This window comes from Streptomyces sp. NPDC057280 (genome assembly GCF_042668605.1).
GTDB lineage: Bacteria > Actinomycetota > Actinomycetes > Streptomycetales > Streptomycetaceae > Streptomyces.
The window spans coordinates 1,785,028-1,799,379 of sequence record NZ_JBHUYR010000001.1; the positions used below are offsets into that span (position 1 = coordinate 1,785,028).

Sequence of the window (14,352 nt, forward strand, 5' to 3'; positions counted from 1 at the left end):
GCCGGCTACGGCACGTCGAGGTCCACGACCACCGGCGCGTGGTCCGAGGCGCCCTTGCCCTTGCGCTCCTCGCGGTCCACGTAGGCGTCGGTGACGGCCTTCGCGAACGGCTCGTTGCCGTAGACCAGGTCGATGCGCATGCCGCGGTTCTTGGGGAAGCAGAGCTGGCGGTAGTCCCAGTACGTGAAGGGGTGCTCGTACTTCAGGGGACGCGGGACCACGTCCGAGAGGCCGGCCTCACGCAGGGAGGCGAGGGCCGCGCGCTCGGCCGGGGTGACATGGGTGAGGCCCTCGAAGGCGGCCACGTCGTAGACGTCGTCGTCCGTCGGCGCCACGTTGTAGTCGCCCAGGATCGCGAACGGCCTGCTGCCCGCCGCGTCACCGGCGACGGCCGCCTTGAGGGCCTCGAACCACTGGAGCTTGTACGCGTAGTGCGGGTGGTCCACCTCGCGGCCGTTCGGCACGTACACCGACCACACCCGGACGCCGCCGCAGGTCGCGGAGATGGCACGGGGCTCGGGGGCACCGTCGTACCCGGGGTCGCCGGGCAGGCCCTTGACGACGTCCTCCAGGCCCACCCGGGACAGCACCGCCACGCCGTTCCACCTGCCGGTCGCGTGGACCGCCGCCTCGTAGCCCAGCTCGCGCAGCTGGTCGAAGGGGAACTGCGCCTCGGCCAGCTTGGCCTCCTGGAGGCAGAGCACGTCGGTGCCGCTGCTCTCCAGCCAGGCCAGGAGCCTCGGCAGGCGGGCGGTGATCGAGTTCACGTTCCAGGTAGCGATGCGCATGCCTGACAACCTACCGGGCCCCACTGACACTCACACCGACGTGCTCTCCCCGGGCGCGAGACGCAGGTGCTCGGCACCGCCGAGGGCGCCGATCTGGTTGTCGTAGATCGGCCGGGCGAGGTCGGTGAGCAGGGCGTCATGGACGTCGTACGCCCGGTGCGGCTTGACCTCGCGGACGTAGTCGATCACCTCGGAGATCTTGCTCCAGGGCGCCATGACCGGCAGCATCAGCGTCTCGACCGCGTGGTCGGGGACGGTGAGGGCGTCGCCGGGGTGGAAGACGCGGCCGCCGTCGATCAGGTAGCCGACGTTGGTGATGCGCGGGATGTCCGGGTGGATGACGGCGTGCAGCTCGCCGTGGACCTGCACGTCGAAGCCCGCGGCGGTGAAGGTGTCGCCGTGGCCGACGGTGTGCACGCGGCCGGGGAAGGCGGCGGAGATCTTCTCCGCGACCGACTTCAGGGTCCAGATCTCGGCGGCCGGATTCGCGTCCAGGGCCGCGCGCAGCCGCTCCTCGTTGAAGTGGTCGGGATGCTCGTGCGTGATCAGGATCGCTTCCGCGCCGACCGCGGCGTCCGCCTCGCTGAAGCCTCCGGGATCGAGGACGAGGGTGCGTCCGTCCTTCTCCAGACGGACGCAGGCGTGCGACTTCTTCGTGAGCTTCATGGGTCCCATCCTGCCGCGCCCGAGGGCCTCTCACTCCTCGGGGGTCGTCTCCTCCCGGATGACCTCCTGGGCCACCTTGAAGGCGCTGTTGGCCGCCGGTACGCCGCAGTACACGGCCGCCTGGAGGAGCACCTCCTTGATCTCGGCCGGGGTGAGGCCGTTGCGCAGGGCGGCCCGGACGTGGAAGCCGAGCTCGTCGAAGTGGCCGCCCGCGACCAGCGCGGTGAGCGAGACACAGCTGCGGGAGCGGCGGTCGAGGCCGGGGCGGTCCCAGATCTCGCCCCAGGCGTAGCGGGTGACGAACTCCTGGAAGTCGCCGGAGAACTCGTCGGCCTGCGCCAGCACCCGGTCCACGTGCGCGTCGCCGAGCACCTCGCGGCGCACCTTGAGCCCGGCGTCGTACGGGTCGGGCCGCCCGCCCAGCGCCTGGGGCGCCGGTGCGGCCGGGGCGATCTCGGCGATCGGCACGGTCTGGGGCGGCGGTCCCGCGGCGGCCAGGACCGGCTTGACGGGGGGCGCGGGGATCGCCGTCTGACCGGTGGTGGAGTCGTAGGCGGGCTGCCACGCGGTGGAGAAGTGCCGGACCAGGAGATCGGTGACGGCCCCGGGCTGCTCCACCGGTACGAGGTGCGAGGCGCCCGGTACGACGGCGAGCCGCGCGTCCGGGATGCCGGCGACCAGCGTACGGGCCTCCGCGGGGCCGGTGACCTGGTCGTCGGAGCCGACGAGGACAAGGGTCGGCACCCCGACACGGGCGAGTTCGGCCCGGACGTCGAACGCGGCGAGGGCCTCGCAGGCGGCGATGTAGCAGCCGGGGTCGGTGGTGCGGACCATCTGCACGGCCCAATCGGTGATCGCGGGCTGCGCGGCGGCGAACCCGCCGGTGAACCAGCGGTCCGGGGAGGTACGGGCGATGGGGTCGAGGCCGTTCGTCCGGACGATCACGCCCCGCTGCCGGAACTCGTCCGGCGTCCCGAACCGGGGCGAGGCGGCGATCAGGGCGAGCGAGGCGATCCGCTGCGGGTGCCGCAGCGCCAGCTCCAGGCCGATCGCGCCGCCGAACGCACAGCCCGTGTAGCCGAAACGCTGCACGCCGAGACCGTCGAGGGTGGCGAGCAGCCGGTCGGTGACGGCACCGACCGAACCGGCCGGGTAGGCGGGCGCGCCGCCGTGGCCCGGCAGGTCGAACCGGAAGACCCGCCACTGCTTGGCCAGCTCGGGGACCTGCCGGTCCCACATGTGCCAGGTGGTGCCGAGCGAGGGCCCCAGGATGAGGACCGGGGCGTCGTCCGGGCCGTCGAGGCGGTACTGGAGGGTGGGGGTCTGCGTCTCACTCACCGCTCCACGCTAACCGCCGTTTCCGAGGGCCCGGCCCCTGGGCCCCCAGTCCCCACACCTGGCTCCCGCACATCGACGGCGAACCCTCACAGGGCCTTCACCGAAGGGCGCGCTACCGGAAGCCGGGCGCCGGGGCGGGGACCTGGCCGCGGACGCGCACGCCGTAGCGGGTGCGCATGCGCCGCAGTTCCCACAGCCCGACGACGGTCACCGACACCGGGCCGCCGAGCAGCGAGCAGAGCTGCACGCCGGGCGGGCCCTGGGCCGGCATGCCGCTGTCGATGAAGTTGAAGATCGCGAAGACCCACACGAAGACCATCGTCACCACGGGCGGCAGCATCGGGTGGACGTGACCGGTGTTGAAGGCGCTGCGGGCGGAGTAGAGCGAGGCCAGGACGAAGAAGGGCAGTCCCCAGGCCAGCGCGACCAGCCCCACGATGCCGACGCAGAACCCCTGCCAGCCGCTCAGGTCGGTCTTGGCCAGCAGGGAGATCCCGAAAAGGATTCCGCCGAGGACGAGGACGGTCGTCACGTACCAGCCCACCGTCTTCAACGGGACCCGGAGCCGGGAGCGCAGGTGGGGCCGCAGGTGCGGGGGCGCGTAGTAGATGAAGCCGAGGATGATCAGGGGGCCGCCGACGATCAGCAGGACCGGGGCGACGAGCGCCTGGGCGGCGCTGCCGGCCGCCGCGTCCTGCCAGCCGCCCTGGTCCGTGCCGTAGACGAGGAACAGCAGGACGGTGGCGGCGGCGCCGAGGACGGTGCGGGCCGTCTGCACGCGGTCCACGGTGCGGTCCTGGATGTGATCCTGGCCCGCCTGCACGAAGAGGCGGCTGGCGACGCGGTGCGCGGAGCGGATGATGCTGCCGGTGAGGTAGGGCAGGGAGAAGAACCACAGCCGGCTGCGGCGGCGCGGCGCCCGGCCGCGCGTGGGCACGGGGGCCGGGGGCACGTAGGGGTAAGGGTTCTGCGGCGCCGTCGGCCCGTAGGGGCCGCCCTGGGGCGGCAGCCCGTAAGGGCTGTTCACCGGTTGCCCCGGCGGCGGGCCCCAGCCCTGGCCGCCGCCTGCGGTGCCGCCTGGATGTCCGGCCTGTCCTCCCGGGCCCGTGCCAGGACCCCACCCGCCCGTTGCCATGTCTCGTCCCCCGAGGTGTTTCTCTGTCAGTTCGCTGTGTCGCACGGCGACATCGCGGCAGTGTAGTGGCTCATGTGCCGAGCGCCGTCTCTGTATTTGTGGCGACATCGTGCACGAGAGATGTCAACTCTCCGGCGAGGCCCCGAGCCCGGTCAGGGCACCGACCGGGTCGAGGTCGGGTGTGCCGCGGGGCCACCAGTCGTCGGCGCCGGGGTCGGACTCGTAGGCGTACCACAACCCGTCGCGGCCCAGGCGGAGTTGGACATGGCCGCGGGGATGGGTGAGACGGTTGCGCCAGGGGCGGAAGGCCGGGAGGTCGGCGGCGAGGAGGAGCGGGCGGGCCCGGTCGAAGCGGCCGGCCGGCGGGTCCCAGGGTTCCTCCAGTACGGCGAGTCCCTCGAACCCGCCCTGCCGCCAGGCGGCGACCGCGCGCGCCAGATCGGACGGGGTGCGGTCGGCGGCGGAGGCGAGCGAGGCGTACAGCGAGCGGGTGGCGGCGGTGAGCCCGGAACCAGGGCGGGCCGCGGCGAGCCGCACCGCGTCCTGCCACAGCGTCAGCTCGGCGACCGGGTCGCGGCCGGTGGCGAGCAGGGCGTGGGCGCGGGCGGCGGCGTCGGTCGCGAGCTGGTCCAGCGCGAAGGGGTCCGGGCCGCCCGGGGCCGCCGGATAGACCGGGGGCTGCTGGGGGTGCGGCGGCACGGGCAACGGGGCGGGGAGAGGTGGAAGTCGCCGGGGGGCGAGGGCTTCGGCGGCGCGTACGCCGGGCAGGGGCGCCGGGCCCTTCTCCTGGGCGGCGCGGGCCGCGCGTGCGGCGCTCAGCCGGGAGAGGGTGTCGAGGAGTTCGCGCTCGCCCCGGCCACGCAGCAGGAGCAGCACGAAGGGGTCGGCGTCGAGCAGGCGGGCCGTCTGGTAGCAGAGCGCGGCGGCGTGCTTGCAGGGGTGGCCGCGGTCCGGGCAGCTGCAGTGCGGGTCCAGCTCGCCGGGCCCCGGGAGCAGCCGCGCCCTGCCCTCGGCGAGCGAATGCGGCATCTCCTTGTCGAGCAACGCGGCGATGTGCCCCGGCCGTTCGGCGGCGGCGTCTAGGAACCACTGCCACTCCGCGTCGTCCAGCGTCCGCAGCCGCACCTGGACCCGGTAGGGGCGGGGACGGCTCCCCTGCACGTACGCGAGGACCAGCCCGGGGGTCACGGTGATGGCGTCGACATTGCCCTGCTCGGCGTACCCGCGGCCGCGCGCGAGCCGCTTCGCGTCCAAGGCGCCCTCCTCCAGCGCCGTGACCCAGGCGTTGCCCCACCAGGTCTCGGCGAAGCCGTGCTCACCGTCCGCGGAACGGGGGCCGAACGCCGGGAAGGTACGCCGGAGTTCGCCGTCCCGGCCGGGGGCGGCCATGGAGCGGGGGTGGTGGGGGGCGGTGGTTGTGGTCGTGGTGGGCGAGTGCGGCCAGGTGGGGGCGGGGGCGGTGTCCGGCTCGATCGCTGTGGCGGTGGGGGGTGCGGGGCTGGTGGCCGCCGCTGTCGGTGGGGTGGTGCCGTGGGTCGCTGCCCAGTCGGCTGAGCTGTCGTGGGCGGCGATCGAGTCGGCCGAACTACCGCGGCCTGCCTGGCTGTCGCCGTCCTCCCTCCCTGTCCGCTCGTCCTCCTCGCTGGGCATGCTGAAGGCGTCACCGATGAGTGCCCGGAGGTCACGGGCCCGCACACCATCGCCTCGCCCGCCGCGCGGGGAGCCGGATGCCGCCGGCGCCGACCGCGGTACCGGACGCCTGCGCCGAGCGGCCTCGACCGCGTTCTCCTGCTGAGCCCGCCGCGCTTCCTTGCGCGCGGCGCGCAGGGCTTCCCGCACACGGTCGGCAGCCCCGTCCGGAGCGGGCGTCCCCACGCCGAGGGCGTCATCGGGTTCGGCCGGGTCGGGGGCTCCCCCAGCGGGGGCGCCTTCGGGCCTCGACCGGTCCGGAGCGGATCCTCTGCGGCTCCCCGGCTGGCCCGAAGCGGATTCCCCGTGGCTCTCCGACCGGCCGGGGGCGGATTCTCTGCGGCTCCCCGGCTGGCCCGAAGCGGGCTCTCCGTGGCTCCCCGACCGGCCGAGGGCGGATTCCCGCTGCCTCCCCGGCTGGCCCGGAGCAGGTTCCCCTCGCCTCCCAGGCTCATCATGAGCAGGTTCCCTCTGGTCCCCGACACCCTCGCCCGGGGCGCCGGCGGCCTCCGGCGCGTCATGCTCAGGTAGGCCGTCCGCTCCCGGCGCACCCCGCCGCTCCGATCGCGCCCGCCGCAACGCCTCGCGTGCGGCGTCGCCCGGCCGGGCCTCCCGGCGCTCGCCCGGCGCCGGTCCGGCGCCCTCGCTCCCCGTCGTCTCCGCAGCCGGTGCGGAGGCGGTCTCCTCGGTCGCGGAACCGGTACCCGCCGAGCCCTCCGTCTGCTCCAGGGCCTTCCGCTCCCGTGCCTCCCGCAGCGCGCGCCGCGCCTCGTCCGCCGGACGCCCGGTCATGATGTCCTCCGCAAGGAGACCAGGTCCGTCAGTTCGCGGTCCGTCAGTTCCGTGAGGGCCGATTCGCCGGAGCCCAGGATCGCGTCGGCGAGGGCCCGCTTCGCTTCGAGCATCTCGGCGATGCGGTCCTCCACCGTGCCCTCGGTGATCAGGCGGTGGACCTGGACCGGCTGGGTCTGGCCGATGCGGTAGGCGCGGTCGGTGGCCTGTTCCTCGACGGCCGGGTTCCACCAGCGGTCGAAGTGCACGACATGGCCCGCGCGGGTGAGGTTCAGGCCGGTGCCCGCGGCCTTCAGAGACAACACCAGGACCGGGGTCGCGCCGGCCTGGAAGCGGTCCACCATGCGCTCGCGCTCCGGCACCGGCGTGCCGCCGTGCAGCAGGTCCACGGGCACCGCGCGGGCGGCGAGGTGGGCGGTGATCAGGCGGGCCATGCCGACGTACTGCGTGAACACCAGTGCCGAGCCGTCCTCCGCGAGAACGGTGTCCAACAGCTCGTCGAGCAGGGCGAGTTTGCCGGAGCGCAGCACCAGTCGCTCGGCCGCCCCGGCCTCCTCCTTGAGGTACAGCGCGGGGTGGTCGCAGATCTGCTTCAGCGCACCCAGCAGCTTCAGCACCAGGCCCCTGCGGGCGATGCCGTCCGCCGTCTCGATGGCGTACAGGGACTCGCGGACCACCGCCTCGTAGAGGGAGGCCTGTTCGCGGGTGAGCGGGACGGGGTGGTCCGTCTCGGTCTTGGGCGGCAGTTCGGGGACGATGCCGGGGTCGGACTTCTTGCGGCGGAGAAGGAAGGGGCGGACGAGGCGGGCCAGTCGCTCCACGGCCTCCGTGTCCTCGCCGTTCTCCACTGCGCGGGCGTGCCGGGCCCGGAAGGACTTCAGGGGGCCGAGCAGGCCCGGGGTCGTCCAGTCGAGCAGGGCCCAGAGTTCCGAGAGGTTGTTCTCGACCGGGGTGCCGGTGAGGGCGACGCGCGCGGGCGACGGGATCGTGCGCAGCGCCTTCGCCGTCGCCGAGTACGGGTTCTTGACGTGCTGGGCCTCGTCCGCGACGACCATGCCCCAGGGCTGCTCGGCCAGGCGGGCGGCCGTCGACCGCATGGTGCCGTAGGTGGTCAGGACGAAACCGCCGTCGAGGTCGTCCAGGGTGCGGTCGGGGCCGTGGAAGCGGCGGACGGGGACGCCGGGCGCGAAACGGGCGATCTCCCGCTGCCAGTTGCCGAGGAGCGAGGCCGGGCAGACCACCAGGGTCGGCTCGCGGCGGGCGCGCTTGAGGTGCAGCGCGATCACCGTGATCGTCTTGCCGAGGCCCATGTCGTCGGCGAGGCAGCCGCCGAGGCCCAGGGTCGTCATGAGGTCCAGCCAGGCCAGGCCCCGGAGTTGGTAGTCACGCAGGGTGGCGTGCAGGCCCGGGGGCGGTTCCGCGGGCCTGACTCCCGTCGTCAGGCGGTCGCGCAGGGCGGCCAGCGCGCCGACCGGTACCGCCTCCACCGTCTCGCCGTCGACCTCGGCGCTGCCGGTGAGGGCGACGGAGAGAGCGTCGACCGGGTCGAGCAGGCCCAGTTCGCGCTTGCGGGCCTTGCGGACGAGCGCCGGGTCGACCAGCACCCACTGGTCGCGCAGGCGGACGACGGGCCGGTGCGCCTCGGCGAGCGCGTCCATCTCGGCCTCGGTGAGCGGGTCGCCGCCGAGCGCCAGCTGCCAGCGGAACTGGAGGAGTTCCTCGCTCCCGAAGAACCCGGTGCCGTCGGTCGCCGAGCCGGGGGCCGGTCGTACGACGGCGGCGGCGCTGAGGTCGTGCGCCAGGTCCCGGGGCCAGTGCACGGCGACTCCGGCGGCCGCGAGCCGGGTCGCGGCGACGCCGAGCAGTTCGCCCAGCTCGTGCTCGGACAGGGCCAGTACGTCGGGGACGTCCTGCTCGGCGAGCCGGTCCAGGGGCGGCCAGACCCGGGCCGCGCGCCGCACCGCGAGGGCCGCGTCCACGCGCGCGCGGGGCCCGAACACCGCGTCCGCCTCGCCCGCCCACAGGGCCGCGGCGTCGGCGACGAGGGTGGGGTCGGCGAGGCTGTGCACCTGGACGATCGCGGCACCGGCGCTGCGGACCTGTTCGTCGGCGTCGAACAGGTGGTACGCCGACAGGTCGAGGCGGAGCGAGATCCGCACGCCCGCGTCCATGCCGGCGGCGACCTCCGCGGCCCAGTCCTGCGCCCCCGGCAGATGCTGCGGGCGGCGGTCGGCGAAGGGCCTGCCGGAGGCGAAGGGGGCGGCCGGGGTGCGCGGGAGGGTGTCGGCGACGGCGTCCAGGAAGGCGCGCAGCAGCGCCTCCGGCTCGGGCAGCCGCAGCGGTCCGGGGCCGGGCAGGGGCACCGCGTGGCCTTCGTAGGGAAGGGCGGCGGCGATGGCGCGCAAGTGCGCGATGTCGTCGGGGTCGAGGGGGCCGGCCCGCCAGGCGTCATGGCCTGTCGCGGTCAGGCCGGGCAGCAGCCGGCCGCGGGCGGCGAGCCGCAGGGCGTGCAGTGCGGCGGCGCCCCAGCAGGCGGTGGCGGGGTGGGCGGCGGGGTCGCGGCGGGCGCGCGCGAGGAGGGGCAGGGCCTCGGCGAGGGGGAGGGTGAGCGCGGGGGCGGTGCGGCGGCGGACACCGGCGCCGTGCGGTCGTACGACCGTCAGGTCCGTGAGACCTGCGGAATCCTCCGGCAGCGGGCCGTCCTCGGGGTCCCAGAACGCCATCCGGCCCTCGCGCGGGAGGGGCGCGGGGAGGAAGACGGCGGCGAGGTGTGCGGAGAGCGGCCGGGTCGCCCGCTCGGCCACCGCCGTGGCCGTGTCACTCATACGTCCTGCCACCTCCCCACCCGTGTGTCGGATCAGACGTCTACGACTCTACGGGCGGGGTCTGACAATCGGCTCCGGCGACGGGCCGCACCCCCGGCTACGGGACCGTGCGCGAGACGACGTACACCATCGGGTTGGCCGGGTCCGCGGTGTTCACGACGATGTCCTGGGTCGGCGCCGGGTTCTTCTGCTTGTGGACCAGGCCCGCCCAGGGGCCGGGGCCGGCGAAGGTCCAGCCGGTGATCTTCTTGTCGCGGGCGCCGATGGTGATGTCGCCCTTCTTGAGATCGTCGCGGCCGACGCCGACGCCCGCCAGGAAGGTGTCCAGGCCGGCGTTGGAGGTGCGGAACTGGACGTAGAGGCGGCTGGTCTTCCAGTTGTTGGTCTCGTAGTAGGCGATCAGGTCCGCGGGGTGGGGGACCGGCACCTGGTACAGCCGGCGCTGGACCTTCGACGGGTACCCGGCGGTGAGGCCGGTCGCCGAGTACTTCTCCTCCTTGTCCTTGCCGCTGTTGCGGCTCTGGTTGGCGGAGATCACCAGATAGCCGGCCGGGACGCCGATGAGCAGCACGATGATGAGCAGCGTGAGCGCCCGGCGGCGGTTGCGGTGGCGGCGGTCCTCGGTCGGCGGGGGCGGCTCGTCCGGGGAGTGGGCCGCCTGGCGGGGCAGCGAGGCCGTCACAGGGACTCCCGGGTGGTGCGGCGGGCCTCCGTGTACTTCGCGTAGCGCTCGTACCGCTCGACGCGGCGTCGGTTGGCGCGCCGGAAGCGGCGGGCGACCAGCCGCGCCAGGTCCGCGGCACCGACCATGCCGGCCTCGGGGCCGAGCTGGGCTCGGACTATGCGTGCCTCGGGGCGGTAGCCGCGGCCGGTCAGCTGGCGCTTGAACGCGTCCCGCGCGGGGCCGATCAGCAGCTCGTCGGCGGCCGACACCCCGCCGCCGATCACGAAGCAGGACGGGTCGAGGGCGGCGGCGAGGTTGGCGATGCCGACGCCGAGCCACTGGCCGATGTCCTGGAGCAGCTCGATGCACATCGCGTCGCCCTCGCGGGCCAGCTCCGTGATCATCGGGCCGGTGATGTCGCCGATCTGGCCCTTGACGTGCTCGATGATCCCGTACGCCACCGGGGAGTCGGCGGCGGCCAGCTCCTTGGCCTCGCGGACCAGCGCGTTGCCGGAGCTGTACTGCTCCCAGCAGCCACGGTTGCCGCACGGGCAGCGGTGGCCGCCGGGGACGACCTGCATATGGCCGAACTCGCCGGCGACGCCGTACTTGCCGCGCTTGACCTGGCCGTCCTCCAGGATCGCGCCGCCGATGCCGGTGCCGAGCGTGATCATGACGAGGTGGTCCTCGTCGCGGCCGGCGCCGAAGCGCCACTCGGCCCAGGCGGCGGAGTTGGCGTCGTTGTCGACGAGGACGGGCACGGCGAGGCGGCCCGCGAGGCGGTCGCGCAGCGGCTCGTTGCGCCAGGACAGGTGGGGGGCGAACAGGATGCGGTTGCGGTCGGCGTCGACCCAGCCGGCCGCGCCGATGCCGACCGCGTGCACGTCGTGCCGGTCGGAGAGGTCCAGGACCAGCTCGACGATGGTGTCCTCGACGACCTTCGGGCTCTTGGACTTGTCCGGCGTCTCGGTCCGGAGCTTCTCCAGGATGTTGCCGTCGGCGTCGACGACTCCGGCCATCACCTTGGTCCCGCCGATGTCGATGCCCACGGTGGGCACGCGGGGTGCGGTGAGGTGGGAGCGGCGCTCGCGGGTGCCGACCGTGCGCAGGGCCGGGGCGCGGCGGGAGCCGATCGGGGCGCTGAAGTTGCCGTAGGTGCTCATCGGCCTCGATTCTGCCTCACCGCCGGTATGGGTGCCGTACGGGGAAACACCGGGGCGGTTCCGGAGGGCACGCAATGTCCTGACATTGCGACCAAGTCGGTCCTCTCCGAGCGGCTCTTCAGCACTCCGCCGGGCCGGCTCAGGCCGTTCTCCACGGCCGCACGAGTTCTACGGCCGCACGAGCAGCTGGAACTCGAAGGAGTAGCGGGTCGGCCGGTAGGTGTGCGTGCCGAACTCGACCGCGCGGCCGGTGTCGTCGAAGGTCACCCGCTGCATGGTGAGCAGCGGGGCGCCTTCCTCCTCGGCGAGCCGCTCGGCCTCGGCGGCGGTGGCGGCGCGGGCGCCGATGGACTGCCGGGCGCTGTGCAGGGTGATCCCGGCGGAGCGCATCAGCCGGTACAGGCCGGTGGCCTCCAGCTGGGCGGTGTCCAGGTCGAGGAGGCCCGGCGGGATGAAGTTGCACAGGTACGCCATGGGCTCGCCGTGCGCGAGGCGCAGCCGCTCGACGCGGTGCACGTCACTGTCCTCGGCCACGCCGAGGGCGGCGGCGACCTCGGCGGAGGCCGGGACGACGGTGTTGACGATGACCTTGGTCGCCGGGCGCTGGCCGGCCGTCTCCAGGTCGTCGTAGAGGCTGCTGAGCTCCAGCGGGCGCTTGACCTGGCTGTGCACGACCTGCGTGCCGACCCCGCGACGGCGCACGAGAAGGCCCTTGTCGACGAGCGACTGGATGGCCTGGCGGACGGTCGGCCGGGACAGGCCGAGGCGCGCGGCGAGCTCGATCTCGTTGCCCAGCAGGCTGCCAGGGGTGAGCGTTCCGTGCTCGATCGCGGCCTCCAGCTGCTGGGACAGCTGGAAGTACAACGGCACCGGGCTGCTCCGGTCCACACTGAGGTCGAGCGTCACGGTCGGGTCCACATCTGGTTTCGGCACGGGCCGAGCGTAGCTCCGCGGCCGGTTGACGGGAAGTTGTGTAGTCAGATTGTCCAGACATATGCATTGACAGCGGGAGGTCCACGGCCACACTTTGTTCACATGCGCATCGGGGTCATCGGGACGGGCCGGATCGGCACCATTCACGCGAACACGCTCAGCCGGCATCGCGACGTAGGGTCCCTGATCCTCACGGACGCGGACGGCGTGCGGGCCCAGGAGCTCGCGCACCGGCTGGGCGAGACGGCCGCGCCGGGAGTGGACGAGATCTTCCAGTGGGGCGTCGACGCGGTGGTGATCACCACGGCGACGTCGGCCCACGCCGAACTGATCGGTCGGGCAGCACGCTCGGGGCTCCCGGTCTTCTGCGAGAAACCGATAGCTCTCGACCTGCCCGGCACCCTGCACGCCATCGAAGAGGTGGAGACGGCCGGAACGGTCCTTCAGATGGGCTTCCAGCGCCGCTTCGACGCGGGGTACGCGGGCGCGCGGGAGGCGGTGCGCTCGGGACGGCTCGGGCGGCTGCACACCGTACGGGCGCTCACCTCCGACCAGGCGCCGCCGCCCGCCGCGTGGCTGCCGGTGTCGGGCGGGCTGTACCGGGACACGCTGATCCACGACTTCGACGTGCTGCGCTGGGTGACCGGGCGCGAGGTGGTGGACGTGTACGCGGCCGGGTCCGACGCCGGGCCCGCGATGTTCCGCGAGGCGGGCGACATCGACACGGCCGCGGCGGTTCTCACCCTCGACGACGGCACGCTGGCCACGGCGACGGCGACCCGGTTGAACGGGGCGGGCTACGACGTCCGCATGGAGCTCGCCGGGGAGCTGGACCAGATCGTGGTCGGCCTGGACGACCGCACCCCGATCGCGTCCACCGAGCCGACGGGCCCACCGGCCGCGGACAAGCCGTGGGCAGGGTTCCTGGAGCGGTTCGGACCGGCCTACGAGGCCGAACTGAACGCGTTCGTCGAGGTGGTACGAGGGGAGCGCGCCAACCCCTGCGACGGGCGCGAGGCGTTGCAGGCGCTGCGGATCGCCGAGGCGTGCGAGGTGTCACGGCGGGAGCGGCGTCCGGTGCGGTTGGCGGAGGTCCTGGGCTGACGGACGCTCAGCTGGGCGCGCCGCGGGTCACCACCGCACCGGCAGGCTCCGCATCCCCCGCATCAGCATCCCCGGCAGCCACTCCCCCGTCGGGCCGTCGAGGGCTAGGTCCGGTGCCCGCTCCAGCAGCGTGCGGATCGCCGTGCGGCCCTCCAGGCGGGCCAGGGGCGCGCCCAGGCAGTAGTGGATGCCGTGGCCGAAGGCGAGATGGCCGCGGGTGTCGCGGTGGAGGTCGAAGCGGTCGGGGGTGGGGTAGCGCGCCGCGTCACGGTCGGCGGCGGTGAGGCCGACCATCACCGCGTCGCCCCGCGCGATGTGCGTACCGCCGATCTCCAGGGGCTCGGCGGCATAGCGGAACGTGCCGTTCTCCACCGGGCCCTCCCAGCGCAGCGTCTCCTCGACCGCCGCGTCGGCCAGGCTCATGTCGGCGCGCAGGGCCGCGAGTTGGCCGGGGTGGGTGAGCAGGGCGTACACCCCGCTGGTGATGAGGTTGACGGTGGTCTCATGACCCGCGATCAGCAGGACGAAGGCCATGCCGCGCAGTTCCTCCGGCGAGAGGCGGTCGCCGTCCTCGGCGGTGGTGCGGATGAGGTCGCCGAGGAGGTCGCCGCTCGGCCCGGCGCATCTCTTGTCCTCGATGAGGCCGGTGAGGTACTCGGCGAGCCGGACGAACGCGTCGTACTCGCTCTCGGCGCTGGTGGGGGCGACGGCCTCGCCGGAGATCTTGCGGAACTCCGTGCGGTCCAGCTCGGGGACGCCGAGGAGTTCGCAGATGACGGTCAGGGGCAGCGGGTAGGCGAGGGACTCCACGAGGTCGGCGCGGCCCTGCGGGAGCATCGCGTCGAGCAGGTCGTCGGTGATCCGCTGGATCCTGGGCCGGAGCTCCTCCACGCGGCGCATGGTGAAGGCGCGGGAGACCAGGGAGCGCAGCCGGGTGTGCTGGGGCGGGTCGGCGACCAGCAGATACTTGCCGATCAGTTCCTCGTCGAGGAACGTCACGCCGATCTTGCGGCCGTCCTTGGACAGGCGCGGGTCGGTGAGGGCCGCGCGCGCCTCCTCGTACCCCACGATCAGCCACGTCTCGTGGTGGGCGTCGGGTGACGGCAGCCGGACCCGGTGCACCGGTCCACGGGCGCGCAGGCGCGCGTACACCGGATGCGGGTCCGTGCGGAACGCCGCGCCGTACTCCCCCAGGTCGATCACTTCGCTCATCCCGGTCCCCTCCCCGTTGCCCCGACAACGCGCGGGGCCGCCC

The 14,352-nt window shown here is 73.8% G+C and carries 11 protein-coding genes; 1 reads left to right on the forward strand and 10 read right to left on the reverse strand.

Going from position 1 to position 14,352, the window contains the following annotated elements; all coding sequences use genetic code 11:
- Positions 1 to 5 precede the first annotated feature (5 nt).
- From ACFUO4_RS08130 to ACFUO4_RS08170, 9 genes are all read right to left on the reverse strand, one after another.
- Positions 6 to 788, reverse strand: a complete 783-nt coding sequence (locus ACFUO4_RS08130; RefSeq protein ID WP_383481076.1) for an exodeoxyribonuclease III — start codon at positions 786 to 788, stop codon at positions 6 to 8.
- Between the two features lie 30 nt (positions 789 to 818).
- The gene (locus ACFUO4_RS08135; RefSeq protein WP_383481079.1) at positions 819 to 1,454 is read right to left on the reverse strand and encodes an MBL fold metallo-hydrolase; all 636 of its coding nucleotides are present in this window, start codon (positions 1,452 to 1,454) and stop codon (positions 819 to 821) included.
- A 30-nt stretch (positions 1,455 to 1,484) separates the two neighbouring features.
- Positions 1,485 to 2,792 carry a 4-carboxymuconolactone decarboxylase gene (gene pcaC / locus ACFUO4_RS08140; RefSeq protein WP_383481082.1) on the reverse strand — a complete coding sequence of 436 codons (1,308 nt, stop codon included), beginning with the start codon at positions 2,790 to 2,792 and terminating at the stop codon, positions 1,485 to 1,487.
- Between the two features lie 112 nt (positions 2,793 to 2,904).
- Positions 2,905 to 3,819, reverse strand: a complete 915-nt coding sequence (locus ACFUO4_RS08145; RefSeq protein WP_383481085.1) for a hypothetical protein — start codon at positions 3,817 to 3,819, stop codon at positions 2,905 to 2,907.
- Positions 3,820 to 4,050: 231 nt separating this feature from the next.
- Positions 4,051 to 6,408 carry an SWIM zinc finger family protein gene (locus ACFUO4_RS08150; protein ID WP_383481088.1) on the reverse strand — a complete coding sequence of 786 codons (2,358 nt, stop codon included), beginning with the start codon at positions 6,406 to 6,408 and terminating at the stop codon, positions 4,051 to 4,053.
- Positions 6,405 to 9,233: an SNF2-related protein gene (locus ACFUO4_RS08155; protein WP_383481091.1), complete on the reverse strand. Its 2,829-nt coding sequence runs from the start codon at positions 9,231 to 9,233 to the stop codon at positions 6,405 to 6,407. Before ACFUO4_RS08155 ends, ACFUO4_RS08150 begins: the two co-directional genes overlap by 4 nt.
- Before the next feature lie 97 nt (positions 9,234 to 9,330).
- Positions 9,331 to 9,915 (reverse strand): sugar kinase, encoded by a 585-nt coding sequence (locus ACFUO4_RS08160; protein WP_383481094.1) that lies wholly within the window; start codon positions 9,913 to 9,915, stop codon positions 9,331 to 9,333.
- Positions 9,912 to 11,060, reverse strand: coding sequence for an ROK family glucokinase (locus tag ACFUO4_RS08165; RefSeq protein ID WP_383481097.1), 1,149 nt, complete (start codon positions 11,058 to 11,060; stop codon positions 9,912 to 9,914). The genes ACFUO4_RS08160 and ACFUO4_RS08165 overlap by 4 nt, the downstream gene beginning before the upstream one ends.
- 168 nt (positions 11,061 to 11,228) lie before the next feature.
- Positions 11,229 to 11,966, reverse strand: coding sequence for a GntR family transcriptional regulator (locus ACFUO4_RS08170; protein ID WP_383482366.1), 738 nt, complete (start codon positions 11,964 to 11,966; stop codon positions 11,229 to 11,231).
- Between the two features lie 129 nt (positions 11,967 to 12,095).
- Between ACFUO4_RS08170 and ACFUO4_RS08175 the strand changes: the two genes are divergently transcribed.
- A complete protein-coding gene (locus ACFUO4_RS08175) occupies positions 12,096 to 13,097 on the forward strand; it encodes a Gfo/Idh/MocA family oxidoreductase (protein ID WP_383481100.1) in 1,002 nt (333 codons plus the stop codon).
- A gap of 27 nt (positions 13,098 to 13,124) precedes the next feature.
- Here the strand turns inward: ACFUO4_RS08175 and ACFUO4_RS08180 are convergent, their stop codons facing one another.
- Entirely contained in the window at positions 13,125 to 14,309 is a 1,185-nt protein-coding gene (locus ACFUO4_RS08180; protein ID WP_383481103.1) for a cytochrome P450, read from the reverse strand.
- Positions 14,310 to 14,352: the final 43 nt, after the last annotated feature.

Bases quoted from the DNA above. Each gene is read 5' to 3' on its own strand.
- ACFUO4_RS08130 (WP_383481076.1), bottom strand. From the start codon at position 788: ATGCGCATCGCTACCTGGAACGTGAACTCGATCACCGCCCGCCTGCCG.
- ACFUO4_RS08135 (WP_383481079.1), bottom strand. From the start codon at position 1,454: ATGAAGCTCACGAAGAAGTCGCACGCCTGCGTCCGTCTGGAGAAGGAC.
- ACFUO4_RS08150 (WP_383481088.1), bottom strand. From the start codon at position 6,408: ATGACCGGGCGTCCGGCGGACGAGGCGCGGCGCGCGCTGCGGGAGGCA.
- ACFUO4_RS08155 (WP_383481091.1), bottom strand. From the start codon at position 9,233: ATGAGTGACACGGCCACGGCGGTGGCCGAGCGGGCGACCCGGCCGCTC.
- ACFUO4_RS08165 (WP_383481097.1), bottom strand. From the start codon at position 11,060: ATGAGCACCTACGGCAACTTCAGCGCCCCGATCGGCTCCCGCCGCGCC.
- ACFUO4_RS08175 (WP_383481100.1), top strand. From the start codon at position 12,096: ATGCGCATCGGGGTCATCGGGACGGGCCGGATCGGCACCATTCACGCG.
- ACFUO4_RS08180 (WP_383481103.1), bottom strand. From the start codon at position 14,309: ATGAGCGAAGTGATCGACCTGGGGGAGTACGGCGCGGCGTTCCGCACG.